This window comes from Erythrobacter westpacificensis, from assembly GCF_039542285.1.
Lineage (GTDB): Bacteria > Pseudomonadota > Alphaproteobacteria > Sphingomonadales > Sphingomonadaceae > Alteraurantiacibacter > Alteraurantiacibacter westpacificensis.
This window is the reverse complement of the sequence record NZ_BAABHV010000005.1, coordinates 150,150-171,685: the sequence shown is the minus strand read 5'-3', so window position 1 is coordinate 171,685 and position 21,536 is coordinate 150,150. Positions and strand designations below refer to the sequence as shown.

The following is a 21,536-nucleotide window of genomic DNA, read 5'->3' as shown; positions in this document are numbered from 1 at the left end:
CCTGGCCCATGTTCGCACACGATCTGTGCCGGTCTCCATTCCCAACAAGAGAACGCACCTGCGCAAAAGGGACCGGCCAAGGACCACGTGTGGAGCGGCAGGAACGGGGTCTGTCGTTCCTTCCGCGCGCGCTGGTCCGACCCGGTTCCGGTGCGCAAGTGCGTGCGGGGCCCAGAAACAAGTCAGGCCGCGCCCTCAGGAGCGCAGCGGCAGCTGCGCGGGACAGAGCGCGTCCACAGCCCCGCTCAATTTCTCGCCCGGCTTCCAACACAGGCGAGCATGAAAAAAGGCGGGAACCGTTACCGGCCCCGCCCTCTTTGCGCGCTTCAATATTCGTCGAGCAGGCCCCCATGGACCGTGTGCACCACGCGGTGTGCCAGGTGCGCTGGCAGGGCGTTGTAGTCGCCCTCGTCGAGAGCGAAGTATCCGAGATCGTCGTCCTCAATGACGTGCTGGTCGAAGAAGCTGTGCAGTGCCCGCCGTTCGGCCGTGGCAAGTGCCTCGAAGTAGCTGTTCGAATTGGTCTGAACCTTTGCAAGTGTAGCCATGATTTCCTCCTGATTGTGCCGGGAAGCCGACAGGAGATTGGCGGACGGGGATGCGACCGCCGGGTCACAGGATCGCCCGCATGGGCGACCGCGAAGCGGCGGTGGGGGTAACGGTTTTGTCGGACCGCAGCGCAAGCGAAGGGGAGGCAAAATCGTGGGGCCCCGCCGTCCTTGACGCGGTGGTTGCAGCCCCGTCAGCATGGGAGTTCCGTGAGCCAGGACCCTCTAACCTTTCCTCCCGGAGCGAGGTCAGAATTCATTTTCCTACATGCCAGGATCCGGGGCAGGATGCGTGCGGGCTGCCGCCACAAGGGGATAATTGAAAGGACCCCCATATGCCGTCGCAACGAAGCGCGATTGCCGCATTGAAGAAACTTGAAGCCGACCGGGAAGCGCTCGACCAGCGCCAGCGCGAACTGGAAGAGAAGGCTGCCATTGAACTGGGCCAGATGCTTCTGGGAACCGGTATCGAGACCTTCTCGAAGAAGGGCATCAGGAAGGCCGGTGAATTGCTCGGCAAGCTGGGCGAGGAAGAAGGCCTGCGGCGGCTGGAAGCAGCCCGGCCTGGTCCCGCTCGCGAGCCACAGGCATCGTCCGGTTAGAACACAAAGAGGGGCGCTGCCCGGTCTGGACAGCGCCCCTCTGAGCGGGATCGATGATGTTGGATATCAGTCGATCTCAGGAGCGTCGGTGTTGTCGTGGTCGTCACCCGAACCACTGCCGCGGGAGAGGAAGTCGACCTTGTCGGCGAGGATCTCGGTGCCGTAGCGGGTGACCCCATCCTTGTCTTCCCACTGGGTGTAGTGGATGCGGCCCTGGACGCTGACCAGCTGGCCCTTGGTGCAGTACTGCCCGACGGTCTTGGCGAGGCCGTTGAAGCAGGTCACCCGGTGGAACTCGCTTTCCTTGGCAGTGTAGCCGTTCTCGTCCTTGTAGGTCTTGCCGTCCTTATCGCGTGCAGGGCGATCGGTGACGACGGTGATCCCGGTGACATTGGTGCCGCCCTTCGTCTCGCGGGATTCCGGATCGCGGGCGATGCGGCCGGTGAGGATTGCGATATTGGTCATGGTTGTATTCCTTCAGTTCCTCAAACCGGAGACCATCTCCGGCTTGCGAACATCCAGAAGAAGCAGGGCATGGGAGGACTGCACCGCAGGAGCGAAGCTCCAAGGGGAACCTGTTCATGACGGGTGGTGCGGGCAGGCGCGCGAAGCGCAACAACACGGCCGGAAAGGAACGGGTTGCTGTCCTCAGCTGACCTGGTTCAGGACTGTTCGCGAAGAAAGCCGGATGGGTATCGGGTACGGGTCTGAAGGTGCCAAGACTCTGCTGCAATCAGCCTGCTCCATCGCCTTCCGATGCTGCCAGGAGATCCATGAAGTTGCGGGCTGCCTCCCGGTCCTCCTCGGCCTCGAACGCCACATCGAGATCGGGGGCGGACCCGAACATGTGCAGGAACGACCACAGTGCAAAGCGCTTGCCTCGGTCCTCCTCAAGGCCGAGATCGACCCGGCAATGCTCGATGCCGGCTGCAAAGGTGTCGGGAGCAACCCCGGAGAGGTCGGTGGCGGCGAAGTAGCGCTGCAGCAGATCGTCAAGTTGCATTCGCACAAGATAGTACGGCGACGTGCAAATGCACATGTGCTTGAGGAGCAACACACAATCTCTTCAACTATTCAGGGAATTGATCCTTTTTCAACGAGACCCATCTTGAAGAATACACCCTCAAGGGTGGGCCGCTGAAGGAAGATTGGGATGACAAAAATCAAGGGAAAGAACGACGGTCCGGGAGGTCGGAACGAGCACTATGATGTCGGTTCGCGTAAGAATGTGCCACGCTGAAATATCGTCGCCGAAAGCAAGCGTGGCGAGCACCCCGGCGCTCATGTCGTAAAGGTCAACGGCAGGGAATATGCCCGCGACAATCCCGACCCGTCCAAGAGCGACAACGTCAATCGCGGCAAGTAAGGAGCGTTAGCCGCCCCTTGGTGAGCTCCCCAAGGGGCCGCGACGATCGACCACGGTGATCCGACGCGCCTTGGCATCGATCACAAGCCGTTCAGTTACGCCATTGCCCGGGAAGGCGACAACGTATCGCGGATTGAGCGAGAGCATTTGCTCGTTGCGCTTGAACCCGGCGCGGGCACCAAGCCGACGATCGAGTGAATAAGTCAGCTGCTGGACCTCGCGGCGTTCAGCCCAGCTCGCGGCGAGGCGATCGGCACCCTTGCCGTCGCCGCCATGGACCAGGAAGAGATCGGGAACCGCATCGCGAACCTTGTCCAGCGTCGCCCAGATATTGTCTGCGTAACGCTTCGCATCCTCGGCGCTCTCGAAGCTCTGGCGCCCACCTGCAAAGACGACCGGAGTTCCTTCCGGGATCAGGGCGTGACGCCGGTTCTCGGCGCGTGCGCGGAGGAAGTCGCGGGCATCGATCACAGCCGAGGTTAGATGGCGCGAATGGCTCGTGCGCGAACCGGAAACGGGCTTCCACGAGGAACCGGTCTCGTCGCGATAGAGTGCTGCCGCAGCCTCGCGCATCTGCTCGAAGGCCAGCATGCTGGCTTCGGCAGCCTGCGCGCGCTCGACCTGCTCTTCAAGATTGCTCGAATGCACTTCGGAACCATCGGCGGATGCGAGCAGGACGCGGATCTCGTCGCTGGCCCGATCAAGTTGAGCCGACTTGCGGCTGGCTGCGCGGTGGAACAGATTGACCATGCCCCAGGCAATATCCTCGGCATCGGCTTCCAGGGCCGTATCGGAAAACATCGCGAAGAGGTCGGACCATACGGCACCAAGCGTCTGTTCGATCGCATCCTCGCAAGGAAAGTCGGTCTCGTTGAATGGGGCGGGCCTGATGCTGAGGCCTGAGAGGTCGAGACCGCTCAACTGGTCGATGAAGTTGTCGTACATGGGGTGTCTCCTGATCGCGGGGACAAGGAGAGGAGGCACCATTGCCTCGGTCCTGTCCGCCGGAGCCCGATCAGGGCCGGGACAAGGGGCGTGACGCACCGCGTAGCGGGAAACCTGCGGCCCTAGGCTGGCGCGGGCAACACGGGCCGACGGGCCGCAGGTTGCGGCGCGCCCCGACCGGCCCAAGGGCCTCTCCCGGCGGACAGGGATGAGGCAGGATCAGGTCCCGATGTCGCAGGTGGATCGGGAGCGCTCGAAGATCGCTTCGCCATTCGAGAATCGCCCGACCAGGCGCAGATCCCCGAACAGGTCGATGAAGCGTCCCGACACCTGGGCGAGCCAGTGCCGTGCCCTTGCCGTTCGTGGGATGTAGAAATCGGCCTCCCAGTACCGGGCATCGTCACGTTCGGCGAGCCAGATCGCGGCGAGCCCGCAATAGGTTGATATGCCGCAATCGGCGAAGGCATTGCGAAGGAGGATACGATCCTCGCGGCCGCGCCATCCATCGAAGCGCTCGAAGGAAGGAAAGGCCGCCTTCGTAGTATCGATGATCTCGTCGACGAGGCACTCATAAACCCAGTCGGTGTCGTTCTCTTCGCCGTCATCGAGCAGGCGAAAGGCCACCACGGAGCCGGTCGGATAGCTGACGGAACGTCCCATCTTACTGCTCCTCAGGCCGCATCAGCGAGATCAATGTCGGGCTCGCTTTCACAGGATTGGTGACCCCCAAGATCAAGCAACAGGCTGGCCGCTTCCTCGGCCTTGGCCGCAGCAGTCAGGATCGCGCGCTCGTCCGATTTGAGGATCTTGAGCCAGGACGCGATGTAGCTGGCGTGATGATCGAGGTGGGCAACCGGTAGACCCAGTTCGGCCCCAAGAATGGCCGAGGAAAGTTCGGCGATCAATTCCTCGACAGCATAGGCGTCGCTGCCGAAGCGGTTCTTGAGATCGCGGTCGAGCCGAGAAGAATGACCCGTCCAGTGTGACAGCTCGTGTGCGAGCGTCGCATAGTAGTGGTCGTAGGCTTCGAAGAGTTCGGCTGGCGGCATGGTGACGCGGTCCCGCAGCGGCTCGTAATAGGCCTGCGCGCCATGGTGGCGCAGGTTGGCGCCCACTTGACCAAAGAAGGCATCGAGCCGGTCTTCGCGTCCTTCGGGCTCAAGCGCTGCAACCAGCGGCTTGGGGTGGTAAAATGCAGGGAGGCCATCGCACTGGTCGGCATTGAACACCGCGTAGGCCTTGAGCACGCACCGGTTCTCGGTGTCCGCTTCGCCTTCGGCGTTCTCGACCTCCTTGGTGTAGCTCTTGTAGAAAATCGCTATGGTCGACTTTTCGCCCTTTCGGACCTGCCCGCCGAGCCCCTGGCACTGGCGGTAGGTCATCCAGTAGGGCGAGGCGAAGCCGGAGGCATCGGCCACCATCCACAACCAGAAGGTGTTCATCCCGCGATAGGGCGTCCCGCAGCTCCGCAAGGGTCGCGAGACGGGCACACCGCGCCATGGCTTGACCCAGGGCTTTGTGCCTTGCTCGAGCTTTTCGATGATGGCTGCGGTGATGCGTTGGGCTGGCGAAGTCGATGCAGTGCGGCGGGATTTGGTCATGGGAATTCTCCTGATCGCCGGGACGGACATGCCCCGGTTCAGGAAGAGCAAAGCTCCCTCCCCTCTCCGCCGCTGAGGCAGCCGATATTCAGCGAGAACGCGAAAGGGCGGCCCGTCCCGATTGGGACGGACCGCCCGCCGAGTGACCTGGACCTGTCAGGAGGGGTCAGGCAGCCTGCTCGGCAATCTCATCGGCCACCTCGCCGCTGTCCGTTTCGTCGGCTTCGTCATCAATCGATGCCTCTTCCTCCAGATCGGCAGGGACATCGGCATCAGTGAACCGCATGATCGAAGGTACCCAGGCCTGCGCCCGTTCCTTGACCTCGGCCTCGCCGATGAAGTTGCCCGAGAAGATGCGCTCGGCAGCGCTCGCCAGTTCGGCCTTCTTCGAGGCAGCATAGCGACTGACCAGTTCGGGACCACCCGCAGCATCGAGCGCCTCGAGCGTGCGGGCCTTGGCCACGCGGTCAAAGTAGTTCGCCGCCGTAGGACGCCACCAATGCGCGGTCTCGATGTCGAGGAGCGAGCCGAGCGCCTCGTGCAGTGGCACCGAGCGCTCGCCTTCACAGGCAAGACTGGCAACTAGCGTGCGCGAGACGACATGACCAAGCCAGGCCGAACGCGCCTCGTCTGAGAGTGCCCGGAACCTCGCAAACCGTTCGACATCGCTCTCGCCAGCACGCCAGCTTTCATCGAGCGAACCGGCGAACTCGGCCAGGGCAGCACTTGCTGGTGCGTCCTTGGCTTCGAACCCGGTAACCGGTCCGGACGCCACTGGGCCAACAAGCGTCGATGCCTTTTGGGCCCGCCAGTCGTGTCCATCGGCATCGGCGAGCGTGAAGACCATGAAGTCGAGCGCCAGTGCCTGATCGTTGGCGAGATGGATCGCCAGGATGTCGCGGCGCTGCATCGCGAGCTCGTCGAGCAGGCGCTGCGACAACGAGCTCCCCTTGGGCTTCGCCGCTCCGCTTTCCTCGACTGCCTCGATAGCGCCATCGTCGTTGGTGATGACTTCGGTCTCGGTGTAGAACTGCGGGACCAAGGTCGCCTCGCCATTGCGCGAGAGGACGAGGAAAGCACCGGCTTCGGATTTCAGTTCGTCGGTCAGCACCGGCGGACGATCGGTGAGGTCCCGCATGGCGCGATTGATCGCCACCAGTTCCTCCTCGGCCTTGGCGACCTCGTCCTCGTCGCTGTCCTCGTCTTCGAGAATGGCGGCGACACGGTCGTAGTCGGCCTCGAGTTCGCCCAGCTCTTGCGCTTCCATTTCGGTCATGGGTGCAGGCTCGCACGGCAGACGGCCGAGACCTTCAACAAGGTCATGGCTGACATAGTTGCCAAGGGTCGGCCGGACCCAGGCAAGGCCATATTCAATGGCGGCCTTTTCTGCGGCTTCTTCCATGGCCTTGTGCGCGAGGTCTTCCAGCAGCGCGACATCGATCCAGCTCTCGCTGGCATCATCGTCGAACAGTTCGCGCTCGATCCGGCCACCTGCGGCGAGGTAGGCATCGCGTCCGACAAGCATAGCGCGCGGATCGGAGCCACGAACAGTTGCGTCGAGCACCATGCGGCGGATCGTGTCCGGCGTGATCTGGTACCAGGCGTCCTGCAGCTCGGCAAAGACATGCGCCTGGCGCTCCACGTCGGAGATCGCGCCATAGGCCTTGGCCATGTCGAGCGTGATCGTGCCCTCGGCGAGCGCTTCGAAGACGCAGGGTGCCAGACTTGCCAAGCGCAGACGCCCTTCGACGAACCGGACAGTGAGGCCGAAGCGGCGCGCCACATCTTCGGTGGTAGCCCCTGCCTCGATGATGGAAGCGAAGGCTTGCGCCTCGTCGGCGGGGTTCATCGCGAGACGCTGGAAGTTCTCGGCAAGGCTGGCTTCGCGCACCTCGCTTTCCTCGCCTTCGATGACAAGGCAGGTGACCTCGTGGTTGTCGGGCAAGGTGCCCTCTTCGGCGAGGGCCTGCAGCGCGGCAAGACGACGACCGCCGGCCTCGACCTCGAACTTGCCGCGCTTTCCTTTGCGCACGACGAGGTTTTGCAGCAGGCCGCGCGCGGCGATGTCTGCCCGCAGCTGGAGGTCGGCCAGCACGTCGCTCGACTTGCGAACGTTGCGCGGGCTCGGGACGAGCTTCTTCAAAGGAATCGACTGGATCATGGGTGTTCTCCTGATGGAATGAAGGCGCAGGTGAGGATCACGAGGCCCACAAGCCCAAAGGGCTCCCTCCACTCTCATTTTGGGATTGGGGTCTGCCCGAGCACTCAGGCGGCAAGCGCGGGGAGAACCGACGAGGCATTCGACACCGGGACGAACAGGCGCGTGCGGTAGCGGATGATCTCGGTGAAGCAGCCTTTGCCCTTGTACCAGTCGAGCCGATCGGGCGAGAACCCGGTCAGTTCAAGGCGCTGTTCGCCGCCGACTAGCGAGCGTTTCACCGTGAGTGGATCGTGGCTGGCAAGGCCCAGCGGTTTGCCGCTGGCGAGAACGAGGTCGCCGATCTGCTCTGCAGCTGGCCCGGTAACTCCGGAAAGGCCAAAGGTCTCGGCGATTGCAGCGAGATCGATATCGAGCACTTCGCGGCCGATGATCGACTGGCCACCATTGCCTGCGGACGGTTCGAGGAGCGTGTCTTGCGCGCAGACAGCTGCGGCCTTCGCCATCAGCCAGGCCAGCATCGGCGGGGTCGAGAACTGCTGGAGCTCGACCTGTGCTTCGCTGCGAACGTGCCGCGGCGGCAAGGCTGCTTCGAGCCAGTCGAACCGCGCTTCGGCTTCGTGTACATTCGTCGCCAGATCGATCCGTGAGGACTCTCGAAGCCAGAGTAGTGCGCCGATCTCGACCGCGCTGTTGTAGTCGTCGATCGTCCAGGCACCTCCCCAGTCCAGAACACCGGTCTCTTCGGCGAACAGGCCGGAAATGTCGGTACGGGTAAGATGACGTCCCGAAGCGAGAAGCGCGGCAACTCGGGTGCCAATGGCATAGGCCAATGGCATGGACGGCAACTGCTCGCCGGCGGGAAACAGGTCTGATTGAAACATGGTAATTCGTCCTCCTGATGAAGGCATCGGGACACGCCCTCTGCCGGTTCAGGAATTCGAGAAGCCCTCTCTCCTCTACGGCGCCGCTTTGCGGCGCAGCCATGCTGTAAGTTCATCGTTCCAGTCGGTGTCGCGTGAGAATGGTTTGCGAACGAGGATCGTCCGCCCATCGCGGGCATAGGCGGCCAGGGCACGCGACGCGGCCAACTCGCCGCCAGCATCATGATCGACGAAGAGATGAAGCTCAGTTACGTTCTCGGGCACGCTGACGAGGCCGAAGCGCTCATTGCCCAAAGTTGCCCAGACGGGAATGCCGGTGAGAGCATATGCCGACATCGCGCTTTCGATGCCCTCGGCAAGGCCGAGCTTGCCGGAGGCCGGAGAGAAGAGGCGGACAGCAGCTTCACCGAGCGCGCCGAGTGCGCGTTTCGGCTTTTCGAAAGCGGCCTTGGTTGAAGCCTCGCTCGACAAGAACGTGCGATGGATGGCGATCGGCCCCTCGTCGCGGCAGACCGCCGCAATCATGGCCGGCAAAAACCGGGTGTGCCCCTTGGGGCCGAGCGGCGTTCGTGGGTGAAAGCGGAGCGCAGAAGATGCGGCGAGGATGCCGCGGCTCTCAAGATATGCCTTTGCCGGACTGGCACGCAGTGGCTGTGCATCGCGCCAGATCCTCAGCGCTGCCGCCAAGGGTTCGCGCGTTCTGGTCGACTCGGGACCTTCGGTAGTCGCAGAAGCTGAAAAGAGCGCCGGTGCCTCGAAACCTTCACGCGCCAATGCAGACAATACGCTTTGCTGATCGCATCCCGCAAAGCAATGGAAAAGGATAGCCTGCCGACCGAGCGACACACCGAGTGACGGCGTGCGGTCATCATGCGCAGGGCAGCAGGCCATGCCCCTTGTGCCTGACCATTTGCCGCCACGGCTTTCACAGAGGCGTCGCGCCGTCTCGGCTAGTGGATGGTTGGTCGTGGCAACGGACATAAGGGCTCCTTCGCAGGCTCGGGTCCCCCATGACCGCTATCCTCCCCTCTCACTGTCGGGACGGACAATCTGTTTTCCTACATGTTCTATTTATGTTCTATTCCGCTTCGTTGCAAGCGACAGGAGTAAGAAGGATGAGACTTACTTTGATGATCGGAACGATGGCGAGCGTCGTCGGTCCCTTGGTACATTGCGCACAGGCTCAGGAGTTCGCGCTGCTGGAACATCGCTACGAGCGGCCTGAAACCGCTGGTGATCAAGATCTCTGGACCAGCGAGGAAGCGCCGTCGAGGGTACTGCTCCCTGCTTCCTATCGTGAAGCAATTTACGAGCCACTGATTAGGGAAGCGGAAGTCCGGTATCGTCTTCCGCCTGGACTGATGCAGGCATTGGTTTGGGCCGAGTCCCGTTTCAATCCGATGGCTATCAGCCCAGTTGGCGCTGCCGGACTTGCCCAGCTGATGCCGGCAACCGCCCGTGAGCTTGGCGTTCGCAACCGGCATGATCCCGCCCAGAACATCGATGGCGGTGCGCGTTACCTGCGGCAGATGCTGGACCGCTTTGGCGATGTCCAGTTAGCGCTCGCTGCCTACAACGCCGGTCCCGGTGCCGTCACACGTGCGGGTGGCATCCCGAGAAATCGGGAAACACCGGCATATGTGAGGAGCGTTCTGCAGCGTTGGATGGCATACAGGCCATCATGAATACGAATCGGAAACGTATCAGCGGGCGGCTTGAACATCTGCCACGCGGCTTCGCTATCGTAACCGAAGCGGGCGATCACTGGGTGCTGGACGATTTCGAACCTGACAACGACCAGATCGGCGAAGAAGTAACCGCCGAGGGCGAAATCGTTGGGTTCGATCGCCTAAAGGTGGATTGGTTGGGCGTTCTGGCCGAGTAGCGATCACTTACCTTGCGCGCAAAACTTTGCCCACTCCGCCATGAGCTTGCGCCGCTTCTCGAAAAAGTCCGTCCTGCGATAGGCCGCCTCAACGCGATTCTGGACAGCATGTGCCAAGGCAGCCTCCGCGACCTCGCCTGGAAAAGAAGTCTCTTCAGCTGCCCAATCGCGGAACGATGAGCGAAAGCCATGGACAGTGACGTCCAGTTCCATATCTCTCAAAATCTTGAGCAAGGTCATGTCGGAAAGTGGACTCTTGCGTCGCTGGCCAGGAAAAACGAGGTCGCTGGCTTCGGTCCGGAAGACCTTTGCGCGTTCGATCACTTGTAACGCCTTGCGAGTGAGTGGGACCTGATGCTCCTCACCCATCTTCATCCGCTCCGCGGGGATGATCCAGACGGCGCGCTTAAGATCGAACTCCGACCAAACTGCATTCCGGACTTCCCCCGATCGTGATGCGTTGAGGATCAGGAATTCAAGGGCCAGGCGCCCGACCGAGGATCGTTGGTGCAGCCTGGTTAGGAAAGCTGGAACATCGACAAATGGCATCGCCGCAAAGTGACCCGACTTCCGCGGCTGCCGAGGTAGACCTTTCGAGATCGAGCGCATGGGCGCTTCGTTTGTACGGAAGCCTTTCGAGAAGGACCAGTCGAGCACGGTCCCGATGCGCTGACGCACTCTCCGAGCCGTTTCAGGCTTTTCGAGCCAGATTTCGGCCAAAGCATCGCGGATTGCCGGAGCTTCGATGTCGGAGACCAGGGCATCTCCGAAGTGCGGATACGCATATGCTTCCAGCGTCGATATCCATTGATCCTGATGCTTACCGTTCTTCCAACCCTTCTTGTGTTCAGCGTGAACCTTTGCTGCAGCCTCGCGGAAAGTCGGGATAACCTCACGTTCCTTCTTCCTTTCCGCAACCACATCGACGCCGGCCTTCGCAAGCTTTCGGACGCTCGCAGCCCGTTCACGTGCATCAGCGAGCGAGACATCTGGATAAGAACCAATTCCTACATCGCGCCTTCGCCCGTTCGCCTGAACCCTGACAATCCAGCTAGCCTTGCCGGACTTGTTGCGAAACAGAATCAACCCTCCACCGTCCGAGAACCGGCCAGCCTCACGCAGATTTCGCAATCCCGTAGCAGTTAGGTTTCCCATTCCTCCGCCAAACCTTTCGTTGCCTCGAAAATTTCCCCACACTTTTCCCCACACTTGGTGCGAGATGCAAAGAAACATATAGAGAACATCTGAAGCAAGCGCAAACAAAAAATCCAGCAATTCTGCTGGTTTCATAGACAATCTGGGGCTATGTGAGATTGGTATGGTGGCGGAGCGGGAGGGATTCGAACCCTCGATACGGGGTTACCGTATACACACTTTCCAGGCGTGCGCCTTCGACCACTCGGCCACCGCTCCGCATGCCTGACTTTGCAGAAGGCGGGCACCTAGCGAAGCTATCCGGCAAAGACAAGCTGCGTAATGACTTCGCGAGGCACATTCCCTAATTCCGCAATCATGACACGCACCATCGGCCTTGCGCCAAGTATCGCAGACATGGAGGCCGCCGCCCGCGCCGCCTTTTCCCGCATCCCGTCGGCCTTTGCCGAGCATCTCGGCGATGTGGTGATCCAGGTGCAGGATTTCGCCGAGGACGAGCTGCTGGCCGACATGGGCATCGAGAGCCCGTTCGAACTCACCGGCGTCTACGAAGGGCTGCCGCTGACAGAGCGCAGCATCGAGCATTCTGGCACCATGCCCGACCGCATTCGCCTCTTCCGGCTGCCCATTTTGCTGGAATGGTGCGAACGCGGTGACGAGACGTTCGAACATCTCGTCGGCCATGTCCTCGTCCATGAGATCGGCCACCACTTCGGCTTGTCGGACGATGACATGCACGCATTGGAAGACCAGGTACTCTAGGGCTTGCCAACCGGCCGGGCAGTGTCAGGATGCCGTTTATGAAGCACCTAGCTCTCGTTGCCGCCCTCGCCATTGCCCTTCCCGCCGCTGCCCAGGAGGCGGAGGAGCCGGATACGCCGTCCTCTGTGGTTGCCTCTGCCAGCGCCGAAGAATGGCGCGCCGTCGCGCCAGAGGACATACTGGTGATGCAACTGGCCCCGGACACTCGCGGGAGCGAGCGAACCGTGGTCATCCAGCTCATGTCGCCGCCATTCAGCCAGCCGTGGGTGGAGAACCTCCGAGCACTGGCGCAGGCACGCTGGTGGGACGGGACCAGCGTATACCGGGTGCAGGACAACTACGTGACGCAATGGGGCGATGCGACCGAGGCGAAGCCGCTGCCTGAGGGGCTGGAGGCGCCTGACAGCGACTATGCGGTAACGACAGTCGTCGGCGAGGAAGACGAAATCATCCTGTGGCATCCGCGACAACACCAGCGGGACAACCATGCCCATTGGACCCAGTTCAAGGACGGATGGCCTTCCGCTACCATTGTGGGCGAGAACACGCGAACGCTCACGCAATGGCCGATCCACTGCTACGGCTACATCGGCGTTGCGCGGGACTATGCGCCGGATACCGGGACCGGCGCCGAGCTTTACGCCATCATCGGCCAGCCGCAGCGGCACATGGATCGCAACCTTGCCGTGGTGGGGCGCGTGATCGAGGGGATGGAGCACCTCTCCAGCCTGCCGCGCGGCTCCGGCGAACTCGGGTTCTACAGCGAGGACGAGGCGGATTTGAGAACGCCGATCCTCTCGGTGCGACTGGCCAGCGATCTGGCCGATCCTCCGGCTTACGAGTATCTCGCATCCGATAGCGAGAGCTTTGCCCGATACGTGGAAGTGCGCGCCAATCGGGACGATGCGTTCTACACCGTGCCCGCTGGCGGCGTCGACGTGTGCAGCGTGCAGGTACCCGTTCACCGCATGGGGCAGTAGCCCTCGCCTGCTCGCGCCGAATGTGTAACTTTCCGGAAGCGCCTCGCAAGCGACCGAAACCGGCAGATTCCTGCGGCTTCGCGAAGCAGGCCGGAACGATCCCGGAACGCGGGACGCCGTGTTTTGCAAAACTTTCGGCGGGGGTCTTGGACGTTATGAAAGAGCGCGCCGAGCCTTACCCCCGGCCCCGCCCGGTAGGAAAGCGCAGCCCTAGACCCGGTCTGCCTGCGCCACGGCATCGGTAGCGCGCAGGGCGCTCATGATGCGCGTGAGGTGCGCCAGGTCCTGCACTTCCAGGTCCACCTCGTAGGTATGGAACACATCATCGCGCTGGACCAGTTCGAGGTTCATCACGTTGGCGCTGTTGCGCGCGAACATGCCCGCCATTTCCGCCAGCGTGCCGGGACGGTTGTACAATACCACGTTGAGGCGTCCAACAGCGCCCTGCGAGCGTTCGCCCCACGAAAGGTCCACCCAGTCGGCATCCACGCCGTTGGCAAGTTCCAGGCAATCGATGGCGTGCACTTCCACGGTCTTGCCCGGACGGCGCAGGCCCACGATCCGGTCGCCCGGAACGGGGTGACAGCATTCGGCAAGGTCGAAGCCGACCCCTGCCGTCAGCCCCTTGATCGAGATGGCGCGTTCCTGCTGCGTCTCTTCGGGCATGTCTGCCGTGCTGCCGGGAACGACGGCTTCCATCACGTCGCGGTCGGACACCTTGCCTGCACCGATGGCGTACATCAGGTCTTCGGTATCCTCGAAATCCAGCCGCTCTGCCGCCAGCCTGATTGCCTTCTTGCCTACCTTGGTGGGCAGGCGCTCGGCGATCTCATCGAACAGCTTGGCACCGATCTCGGCGATCTCGGCATGCTCCTTCGCGCGCACCGCCCGGCGGATGGATGCGCGCGCCTTGCCGGTGACGACGAAGCCCAGCCACGACAGTTGCGGCTCGGCATTCTTGCCCTTGATGATCTCCACCACGTCGCCGTTGCCCAGCGGGGTACGCAGCGGCATGTGCCGCCCGTTGATCTTCGCGCCCACGGTCTGCGCGCCAAGATCGGTGTGGACGGCGAAGGCGAAATCCACTGCGGTCGCGCCCTTGGGCAACTGGAACAGCGCGCCCTTGGGCGTGAAGGCGAAGATGCGATCCTGGTAGATCGCCAGCTTGGTGTGCTCCAGCAGTTCCTCGCTGTCGTGGCTGGCATCGACGATCTCGATAAGGTCGCGCAGCCAGCCGACTTCGCCATCCACCTGCCCGCCCTGCTTGTAGGCCCAGTGCGCGGCAAGGCCAAAACCGTTGGTGCGGTGCATCTCGCGCGTGCGGATCTGCACTTCCACGCGCATCGACTTGTCGTAGAACACGGTGGTGTGGAGCGAGCGGTAGCCGTTGTTCTTCGGCGTGGAGATGTAATCCTTGAAGCGGCCCGGCACGAACTGGAACGTGCGGTGCAGCACGCCCAGCGCAGCGTAGCAATCCTCCACGTTGTCGGTCAGCACGCGGAAGGCCATGATGTCGCTCACCTGTTCGAACGGCAGGTGGCGTTCGGCCATCTTGCGCCAGATCGAATAGGGATGCTTTTCGCGCCCCCACACTTCCACTTCCAGGTCCGCCTCGCTCAGCGCGTGCTTGATGTCGAGCGCGATGCGGTCGACCTGCCCGGCGTCTGACTGGCGCAATTGCTCCAGCCGCTTGGTGATGGTCTGGTAGGCCTCCGGCTCCAGCTGCTCGAAAGCCAGGAGCTGCATCTCGCGCATGTACTCGTACATACCCACCCGCTCCGCCAGCGGGGCGTAGATATCCATCGTCTCGCGCGCGATGCGTCGGCGTTTGTCCGGATTGTTGATGTGGTGCAGCGTGCGCATGTTGTGCAGCCGATCCGCCAGCTTCACCAGCAGCACGCGCAGGTCTTCGCTCATCGCCAGCAGGAACTTGCGCAGGTTTTCCGCCGCCCGCTCGTTCTCGGGCATGGCCTCGATCTTGGAGAGCTTGGTCACGCCGTCCACCAGCCGGGCGACATCGGGGCCGAAGCGTTCCTCGATATCCTCGATCGTGGCGAGGGTATCTTCCACGGTATCGTGCAGCAGCGCGGTGATGATCGTCTGCTGGTCCAGCTTCAGGTCGGTCATCAGCCCGGCGACTTCGACCGGGTGGCTGAAATATGGGTCGCCGCTGGCACGTTTCTGGCTGCCGTGCTTCTGCACGGTGTACACATAGGCGCGGTTCAGCATCGCCTCGTCGGCGTCGGGATCGTATTCCTTTACCCGTTCAACTAGTTCGTACTGGCGCAACATCGTGAAACGAATGTGCGTTGCAGCACGGCTTTGGGCAAGGGGTATCGCGCGCGGCGCGAGATATTTCCGCGCCGCGCGCTCAAATGGCGATCAACCTTCGTAGCCCACGATCTGGTCCACGTTGCCGCGGGTATAGCTGTGATAGCCGCCGCGCGTCTCGTTGTAGATGCGCGTGGCGATCGGCTGCCCCCAGCTTCCGGTTTCCCAGAGCGCGGTGAAAAGCGGCGCCACGAACTTGTTGCGGCCCACTTCGGCAAGGAACTCCTCGGCCTGCGCCACGGCAGGCTGGTATTCGTTGCGCAGGGCCGCTTCCAGCCACAGGAACAGCACTTCGTTGTTGCCGCTGTCGGACAGCGCGAGTTGCTCGTTCAGGGCGGCCAGTTCGTCGGCGGAAAGCTCTTCCGGCAATTCCTGCAGGAAGCGCTGCTGTTCGGCCCCGGTCCAGCCGGACCACGTTTCGGTGGCGGGCAGCGTGCCGTCGGCAGCGAAGGCCGCGGCAGCACTGTCGACTTCTGCGAAGGCTTCCGCATCGGGCGCCACGGCGTTTTCCGGCAGGCCCGTGCCGTAGACCCATTCGTCCAGCATCAGCTCTTCTTCCAGCGCCTCGTCCCCGTCGACCACGTATTCGCGCAGCTCGGCAAGGAACATCTCGCTGGTGGCGGGCTGGAAAGCGTGGCGGTCGAACCAGCCGCGCATGAATTCATCGAAGCGCTCGCGCCCGATGATCGTCTCCATCGTGCGCAGGAACACCGTGCCCTTGTCGTAGATGGCGGGGCCGATGGTGTCGAACGGACTGATGCCGTCGGGCGTGCGCATGGCGGTGTTGGGATTGTCCGCGCCCTGCTCCTCGATTGCTTCTACCAGGCTGGCATAGCTCAGCGCATATTCCTGGTTGGCGCGCTTCTCGCCGAAGACGGCTTCGGAAATGCGGCTTTCGAAGTAGGAGGTGACGCCTTCGTTCAGCCAGCCGTCGCGCCAGCTGGAATAGGTGACGAGATTGCCCGACCAGCTGTGCGCCAGTTCGTGCGCGACGAGGCCGGTGTTGCTGCGATCGCCCGCGATGAACGTGGGCGTGAGGAAGGTCATCACCGGGTTTTCCATGCCGCCGTAGGGGAAGGCGGGCGGCAGCACGATCATGTCGTAACGGCCCCAGCGGTATTCGCCGTAAATCTCTTCGGCGGCATCGATCATGGCTTCGGTGTCGACCAGTTCGGCGGCAGCTTCTTCCAGCACTTCCGGCTCTGCCCAGACGCCGGAACGCGGCCCGAGTTCGGCGAATTCGATGTTCCCGGCGGCAATCGCGATCAGGTAGGGCGGGACAGAGTTTTCCATCACGAACTCGAACGCGTGGCGGTTCTCGCCGACATCCTCGGGCTCACCCCGGCTGATACCGCTCATCACCACGTTCAGCGGCTTTGGTGCGGTGATGCGCGCCTCCCAGGTCTGGCGGATACCGGGGCTGTCCTGCGTCGGGATCCAGGTGCGGTTGAGGATCGCCTGCCCCTGGCTGAAGACATAAGGATATTCGCCGCCCGCGGTCTGCTCCGGCTCCAGCCATTGCAGCGCCTCGGCGTCCGGGCCGCTGGCGTAGTTGATGACGATCTGCTGCAATGCAGGCCCGGTCATTTCGCCCAGTTGGACGGTAATCGGCTCACCCTTTTCGGCGTTGTCCGGATCGGCCTCGCCGATTTCGTAGTCCAGCGCGTTGCCGTTGCCATCGGTGATACCGCCGATGATAAGGCCGTTGGAATCGAGCACGATCTCGGTCGCATCGTCCGCCGCGTCCACGTCCAGCGTGGCCGTCCCTTCCACGCGCTTGCCCTCGAAATCGAGATCGAGATCCAGCGCCACATGCGTGACGCGCGCTTCCAGCGGGCGCGCGTAGGTGAACTCGTCCTGCGCCTGCGCGCTCGTCAGGATCGGGGCCACGGTGCGCTCCTCGTCCGGCAGGTCGTCCGCCGTGCAGGCGGCGGCAAGAAATGGCAGGGCCAGGCAAGTAGCAAAGGCAAGAAAGCGCATGGATTCTCCAGTTTATCGCAGAAAGCCGGGTGAGCGGGCCGGTTCCGGTATTCGTTTCGCCCGCAACCATAGCAAATCGTCGAGCCGAGTCAGCCCTTGATGGAACCGTGCTGGCATTTGTCGATGCCATGCTGTTGGTGTTACACACGAATTCACCGTCGGAGAGATCGATCATGCGCCCCCTCCTGTTTGCAGCCGCCCTATCGACCAGCGCGCTGGCCTCCCCTTGGCCGCGCAGGATGCCGTGTCGCAGGTGGAGGAGACGCTCGAGACCGAAGTCGAGGGCGGACAGGACATCATCGTCTCGGGAGAGCGCGGCGAAATCCACGCGCAGGCCCGCGAACAGGCGCGGGAGATCACTCCGCCTACGGGATCGGTGCAGGCCCCGCTCGCGCGGATGCAGGACCCGGTGTGCCCTGGCGTCTTCGGCGCGGAGACGCAGACCGCTTACGAGATCATCGGTCGTATCCGTTCCAACACCGAACGCGTGGGCCACAGCGTCATTCGCGGGGAGGAATGCGCCGCCAACGTGATCGTCGCTTTCGTCGATGACCCGGCGGACGAATTCGAGCAGCTGCGCGATGCCGACCATTACACCGTGCGCGCGCTCGACTACTGGGCGGCCAAACGGGTTCACGAACAGGAAGGCCCGGTGCGTGCGTGGAATGTCACCGCCACGATGTCGCGCGACGGGATCGGCTCCAACGGTCGCCCGCCGACGTTCCAGAGCACCGCGATCAGCCGGCTGGAGCTTGGCGTGCGCGAGGATATCGGCATCTCCGTCGTGATGATCGACCGCGATGCAATCGCCGGGATGGATACCGTCGCCATCGCCGATTACGTCACCATGCGCGCCCTCGCCCAGACCCGCGCGCCCGAGGGTGCAACGCGGCTGGGCACGATCCTCGAACTGTTCGAGCCGGACGTGGAGGCCCCGCCATTCCGCCTGACCTCTTTCGACGAGGCATACCTCACCAGCCTCTATAGCAATCAGGCCAACACCCCCAGCCAGATCGCGCTCCGTGACGTCGGCCGCCTGATGGAAAGCCAGGGACCGGGCGCAGACGACTAGGTGACAGGCGCGGCGCGTCGCATTAGGCTGCGCCGTATGAGAACGATCACAACAGCCCTTACCGCCTCTTTCCTCACCCTAGCCCTCGCCGCTTGCGGGCAGTCTGCCGAGACCGGTCCGCCGACGGAGGCCGAAGTCGACGCCGCGCAGGCGCAGGCCGACGGCTCCGGCGGAGAAGCCGCCGCCCGCCAGTTGATCTTCTCCGATGAATTTTCCGGCGACACCCTCGATCCCACCAAGTGGAACGTGGTGGGCATGGATTTCTGGGTGAATGAGGAGGAGCAGGCCTACGTCGATTCTCCCGACACGATCCAGTTCGTGCAGGGCCTGGAAGGGGCCGACGGAGGCGCGCTGGTGCTGCGCCCGGTCTATCGTCCGGGCCAGGACACCAATGAGGAACGTGACGCCGATTTCATTTCCGGCCGCGTCAACACCAAGGGCAATTTCGAATTCACCTATGGCCGGGCCGAAGCGCGCATCCGGATGCCCGAGGCGATGGGCGTGTGGCCCACCTTCTGGCTGCTGGCCGATGCCGAATGGCCGAGCGAAGGCGAGATCGATATCATGGAATACGTCGGTTATGCCGACTGGACGGGCGTTGCCATCCACGGCCCCGGCTATTCCGGCGACATGGGCATTGCCGACCGGCAATATTTTCCCGAAGGCACCGACGTGACCGACTGGCACGTCTATGCCGCCGAATGGAAACCCGACGTGATCGAATTCTACGTCGACGACCGCCTGACTTTCCGCATCCCCCGAACCAACGCCGAGTTCTTCGGCGAATGGGTGTTCGACAACCCGCAGTTCGTGGTGCTGAACTTCGCCGTGGGCGGTATCTACCCCTACAAGATCAACGGTATCGAGGAGCCCTACAAGGGCATGCCGCAGGAAACGGCAGACCGGATCGAAGCAGGCGACATCGCGATGGAAGTGGACTGGGTGCGGGTTTACGCGCCGGCCGAATGACCTGGGCCGAGTGACCTGAACCGTCAGCTCAACCCCAGGTCACTTCCGGCGGCAGACTCATCAGGATGGCATCGATATTGCCGCCGGTCTTCAGGCCGAACAGGGTGCCGCGATCATAGACGAGGTTGAATTCGACGTAGCGTCCGCGCCATTCCTTCTGCGCGGCCTTTTCCTCTTCGCTCCATTCCATGCCCATGCGCTTGCGGACAATGGCGGGGAAAGCGTCGAGGAAAGCTTCGCCCACGTCCTTCGTGAAAGCGAAATTGCGTTCGAAAGCCGGCAGGTCGGCACATTCGAGGTGATCGTAGAAGATGCCGCCCACCCCTCGCGCAACGCCCCGGTGGGGAATGAAGAAATAGTCGTCGGCCCATTTCTTGAACCGATCATAATAGGTAGGGTTGTGGGCGCTGCACGCTGCCCGCAGGCGGGCGTGGAAAGCGTCGGTATCCTCTGCATATTCGATGGGCGGATTGAGATCCGCTCCGCCGCCGAACCATGCGGCCTGGGTAGTCAGGAAACGGGTGTTCATGTGGACGGCGGGCACGTGCGGGTTGGCCATGTGCGCGACCAGCGAAATGCCGGTGGCGGTAAATTCGGGATGCTCCTCGCTCGCGCCGTTCACCTGGCCTGCGAACTTGGGTGAAAATTCGCCGGAGACGGTGGAGACGTTGACGCCCACCTTTTCGAACACCTTGCCCTTCATCACGCCGCGCACGCCGCCGCCGCCATCCGAACCGTCCTCCGTTTCGCGGTCCCATGCCGTGTAGTCGAAACTGGCATCCGATCCCGCCTCGCGTTCGATCGCCTCGAACTCGGCGCAGATACGATCGCGCAAGGTTTCGAACCATTCGCGCGCTTGCTGGGTTTGTTGTGTCCACTCCATGGGTTCGGTCTTGCCAAAGCGCGCGGCAGGCGGCAAGTGGCATCCATGGTTCCCGTTTCGTTCGCATTCCCATTCTGCGGGGACGAATTCGTCCTCACCAAGAGCCGCGCGCTCTTCTGGCCGCGAGAGAACGCGCTGCTGGTGGCCGACCTGCACCTGGAAAAAGCCAGCTTCTACGCCAGGCACGGCCAGCTACTGCCACCCTACGACAGCCGCGAGACGCTGGAGCGGCTTGCCGAGGCACTGCGCGAGACGGGCGCACGCCGGGTCTACACGCTGGGAGACAATTTCCACGATTCGGACGGCTCGCAGCGGCTGGAGCCTTATGCCGAGGGGATGCTCGCTGCCCTCACCCGCGCCACGGACTGGGTATGGATCACCGGCAACCACGATCCGGCGATGGAGGCAAAGAGCGGCGGCACCATTGCGGAAGAGCTGGAAGTTGCGGGCATGGTGCTGCGGCACATGGCGAAGAAGGGGGAGACGCGGCCCGAGCTTTCCGGCCATTTTCACCCGCGCGTGCAGGTGAAGATCCACCACCGCCACATCCGCCGCCCCTGCGCGGTCGTCAGCCACAACGGCGATGCGACCTGCGGGCGGATGATCCTGCCCGCCTTCGGCGCGCTGACCGGCGGCATGGACGCGGCCGATCCGGCAATCCTCAGGGCGCTGCAACCCGCCAGCGCCATCGACGCGGTTGTCCCGGCCGGCAAGCGGCTGGCGCGGTTCCCGCTCTGGCGTGAATGAGAGGGCGCGGGTGAGAGCGCCCGTTTCTATCCCCTAGCGTTTGCCACCGTTCCTTATTACATAAGCGGCTCAACCAAAGCAGAATCAGGAGCACAACATACCTCGTCCACCCCGCCGCAACATGGCACCGCCGGTCAAATCCGGCCCGAAATACGACCAGTTTATCCAGGCCGAGAAGGTCCGCGTCATCGATGGCGACGGCGAGAATCTCGGCGTGATGTACACCCGCGAAGCGATCGAGCAGGCCCAGGATGCGGGCCTCAATCTCGTTGAAGTCTCGCCCAACGCGAACCCGCCGGTGTGCAAGTTCCTCGATGTCGGCAAATACCGCTACGAAGCCCAGAAAAAGGCCAATGCGGCGCGCAAGACGCAGAAGACGCAGGACATCAAGGAAATCAAGATGCGTCCCAACATCGACGATCACGATTACGACGTGAAGATGAAGGCGATGCACAAGTTCATCGACAATGGCGACAAGGTGAAAGTCACCCTGCGCTTCCGTGGCCGCGAAATGGCGCACCAGCACCTGGGCATGGACCTGCTCAAGCGCGTGCAGGACGACATGGAAGAAGATGCCAAGGTCGAAGCCTATCCGCGCCTCGAAGGGCGTCAGATGCTGATGGTGCTCGCGCCCAAATAGGGCAACACCGCCAGCCGGAAAGAAGGGG

General features: G+C 62.7%; 22 protein-coding genes and 1 tRNA gene. 9 read left to right on the top strand and 14 right to left on the bottom strand.

What is annotated here, in order from left to right; genetic code table 11:
• Positions 1-326: 326 nt before the first annotated feature.
• The gene (locus ABFX23_RS03360; protein WP_346031710.1) at positions 327-548 is read right to left on the bottom strand and encodes a hypothetical protein; all 222 of its coding nucleotides are present in this window, start codon (positions 546-548) and stop codon (positions 327-329) included.
• Between the two features lie 335 nt (positions 549-883).
• Between ABFX23_RS03360 and ABFX23_RS03355 the strand changes: the two genes are divergently transcribed.
• On the top strand, positions 884-1,150 hold the full coding sequence (locus tag ABFX23_RS03355; RefSeq protein WP_346031709.1) for a DUF6437 family protein: 267 nt from the start codon (positions 884-886) through the stop codon (positions 1,148-1,150).
• A 66-nt stretch (positions 1,151-1,216) separates the two neighbouring features.
• Here the strand turns inward: ABFX23_RS03355 and ABFX23_RS03350 are convergent, their stop codons facing one another.
• The 8 genes from ABFX23_RS03350 to ABFX23_RS17735 all read right to left on the bottom strand — a co-directional run bounded on the left by ABFX23_RS03350 (position 1,217) and on the right by ABFX23_RS17735 (position 8,995).
• Positions 1,217-1,615: a single-stranded DNA-binding protein gene (locus ABFX23_RS03350; RefSeq protein WP_346031708.1), complete on the bottom strand. Its 399-nt coding sequence runs from the start codon at positions 1,613-1,615 to the stop codon at positions 1,217-1,219.
• A 268-nt stretch (positions 1,616-1,883) separates the two neighbouring features.
• A complete protein-coding gene (locus tag ABFX23_RS03345; protein WP_346031707.1) occupies positions 1,884-2,153 on the bottom strand; it encodes a hypothetical protein in 270 nt (89 codons plus the stop codon).
• Positions 2,154-2,522: 369 nt separating this feature from the next.
• Positions 2,523-3,461 carry a DUF2493 domain-containing protein gene (locus ABFX23_RS03340; RefSeq protein ID WP_346031706.1) on the bottom strand — a complete coding sequence of 313 codons (939 nt, stop codon included), beginning with the start codon at positions 3,459-3,461 and terminating at the stop codon, positions 2,523-2,525.
• A gap of 219 nt (positions 3,462-3,680) precedes the next feature.
• Positions 3,681-4,121, bottom strand: a complete 441-nt coding sequence (locus ABFX23_RS03335) for a hypothetical protein (protein WP_346031705.1) — start codon at positions 4,119-4,121, stop codon at positions 3,681-3,683.
• An 11-nt stretch (positions 4,122-4,132) separates the two neighbouring features.
• Positions 4,133-5,062 (bottom strand): ArdC family protein, encoded by a 930-nt coding sequence (locus ABFX23_RS03330; protein WP_346031704.1) that lies wholly within the window; start codon positions 5,060-5,062, stop codon positions 4,133-4,135.
• Positions 5,063-5,228: 166 nt separating this feature from the next.
• Positions 5,229-7,223 carry a ParB/RepB/Spo0J family partition protein gene (locus ABFX23_RS03325; protein WP_346031703.1) on the bottom strand — a complete coding sequence of 665 codons (1,995 nt, stop codon included), beginning with the start codon at positions 7,221-7,223 and terminating at the stop codon, positions 5,229-5,231.
• 104 nt (positions 7,224-7,327) lie between these two features.
• Positions 7,328-8,104, bottom strand: coding sequence for a hypothetical protein (locus tag ABFX23_RS03320; protein ID WP_346031702.1), 777 nt, complete (start codon positions 8,102-8,104; stop codon positions 7,328-7,330).
• 75 nt (positions 8,105-8,179) lie between these two features.
• Positions 8,180-8,995: a DUF7146 domain-containing protein gene (locus ABFX23_RS17735; protein WP_428831640.1), complete on the bottom strand. Its 816-nt coding sequence runs from the start codon at positions 8,993-8,995 to the stop codon at positions 8,180-8,182.
• A gap of 224 nt (positions 8,996-9,219) precedes the next feature.
• Between ABFX23_RS17735 and ABFX23_RS03305 the strand changes: the two genes are divergently transcribed.
• Together ABFX23_RS03305 and ABFX23_RS03300 are read left to right on the top strand one after the other, a co-directional pair.
• Entirely contained in the window at positions 9,220-9,789 is a 570-nt protein-coding gene (locus tag ABFX23_RS03305; protein ID WP_346031701.1) for a lytic transglycosylase domain-containing protein, read from the top strand.
• On the top strand, positions 9,786-9,989 hold the full coding sequence (locus tag ABFX23_RS03300; protein WP_346031700.1) for a DUF5818 domain-containing protein: 204 nt from the start codon (positions 9,786-9,788) through the stop codon (positions 9,987-9,989). The genes ABFX23_RS03305 and ABFX23_RS03300 overlap by 4 nt, the downstream gene beginning before the upstream one ends.
• A 3-nt stretch (positions 9,990-9,992) precedes the next feature.
• On the opposite strand, the gene ABFX23_RS03295 is transcribed toward ABFX23_RS03300, so the two are convergent.
• Together ABFX23_RS03295 and ABFX23_RS03290 are read right to left on the bottom strand one after the other, a co-directional pair.
• Positions 9,993-11,279: a tyrosine-type recombinase/integrase gene (locus ABFX23_RS03295; protein WP_346031699.1), complete on the bottom strand. Its 1,287-nt coding sequence runs from the start codon at positions 11,277-11,279 to the stop codon at positions 9,993-9,995.
• A gap of 32 nt (positions 11,280-11,311) precedes the next feature.
• Positions 11,312-11,402: transfer RNA gene (locus tag ABFX23_RS03290), tRNA-Ser, on the bottom strand.
• A 99-nt stretch (positions 11,403-11,501) separates the two neighbouring features.
• Between ABFX23_RS03290 and ABFX23_RS03285 the strand changes: the two genes are divergently transcribed.
• Positions 11,502-11,906 (top strand): metallopeptidase family protein, encoded by a 405-nt coding sequence (locus ABFX23_RS03285; RefSeq protein WP_346031698.1) that lies wholly within the window; start codon positions 11,502-11,504, stop codon positions 11,904-11,906.
• A gap of 38 nt (positions 11,907-11,944) precedes the next feature.
• Entirely contained in the window at positions 11,945-12,886 is a 942-nt protein-coding gene (locus ABFX23_RS03280; protein WP_346031697.1) for a peptidylprolyl isomerase, read from the top strand.
• Between the two features lie 210 nt (positions 12,887-13,096).
• Here the strand turns inward: ABFX23_RS03280 and ABFX23_RS03275 are convergent, their stop codons facing one another.
• Together ABFX23_RS03275 and ABFX23_RS03270 are read right to left on the bottom strand one after the other, a co-directional pair.
• Positions 13,097-15,178 (bottom strand): RelA/SpoT family protein, encoded by a 2,082-nt coding sequence (locus ABFX23_RS03275; protein WP_346031696.1) that lies wholly within the window; start codon positions 15,176-15,178, stop codon positions 13,097-13,099.
• Between the two features lie 90 nt (positions 15,179-15,268).
• On the bottom strand, positions 15,269-17,197 hold the full coding sequence (locus ABFX23_RS03270; protein WP_346031695.1) for a M1 family metallopeptidase: 1,929 nt from the start codon (positions 17,195-17,197) through the stop codon (positions 15,269-15,271).
• Between the two features lie 226 nt (positions 17,198-17,423).
• On the opposite strand from ABFX23_RS03270, the gene ABFX23_RS03265 reads away from it, so the two are divergent.
• Positions 17,424-18,269: a hypothetical protein gene (locus tag ABFX23_RS03265; RefSeq protein WP_346031694.1), complete on the top strand. Its 846-nt coding sequence runs from the start codon at positions 17,424-17,426 to the stop codon at positions 18,267-18,269.
• 36 nt (positions 18,270-18,305) lie between these two features.
• Positions 18,306-19,238 (top strand): glycoside hydrolase family 16 protein, encoded by a 933-nt coding sequence (locus ABFX23_RS03260; RefSeq protein WP_346031693.1) that lies wholly within the window; start codon positions 18,306-18,308, stop codon positions 19,236-19,238.
• A gap of 28 nt (positions 19,239-19,266) precedes the next feature.
• Here the strand turns inward: ABFX23_RS03260 and hemF are convergent, their stop codons facing one another.
• Entirely contained in the window at positions 19,267-20,121 is an 855-nt protein-coding gene (gene hemF / locus ABFX23_RS03255; protein WP_346031692.1) for an oxygen-dependent coproporphyrinogen oxidase, read from the bottom strand.
• 45 nt (positions 20,122-20,166) lie between these two features.
• Here hemF and pdeM point away from each other — a divergent pair, with 45 nt between their 5' ends.
• Positions 20,167-20,868, top strand: a complete 702-nt coding sequence (gene pdeM, locus ABFX23_RS03250; protein WP_346031691.1) for a ligase-associated DNA damage response endonuclease PdeM — start codon at positions 20,167-20,169, stop codon at positions 20,866-20,868.
• A gap of 121 nt (positions 20,869-20,989) precedes the next feature.
• The gene (gene infC, locus ABFX23_RS03245) at positions 20,990-21,508 is read left to right on the top strand and encodes a translation initiation factor IF-3 (protein WP_346031690.1); all 519 of its coding nucleotides are present in this window, start codon (positions 20,990-20,992) and stop codon (positions 21,506-21,508) included.
• The last annotated feature ends 28 nt before the right edge of the window (positions 21,509-21,536 follow it).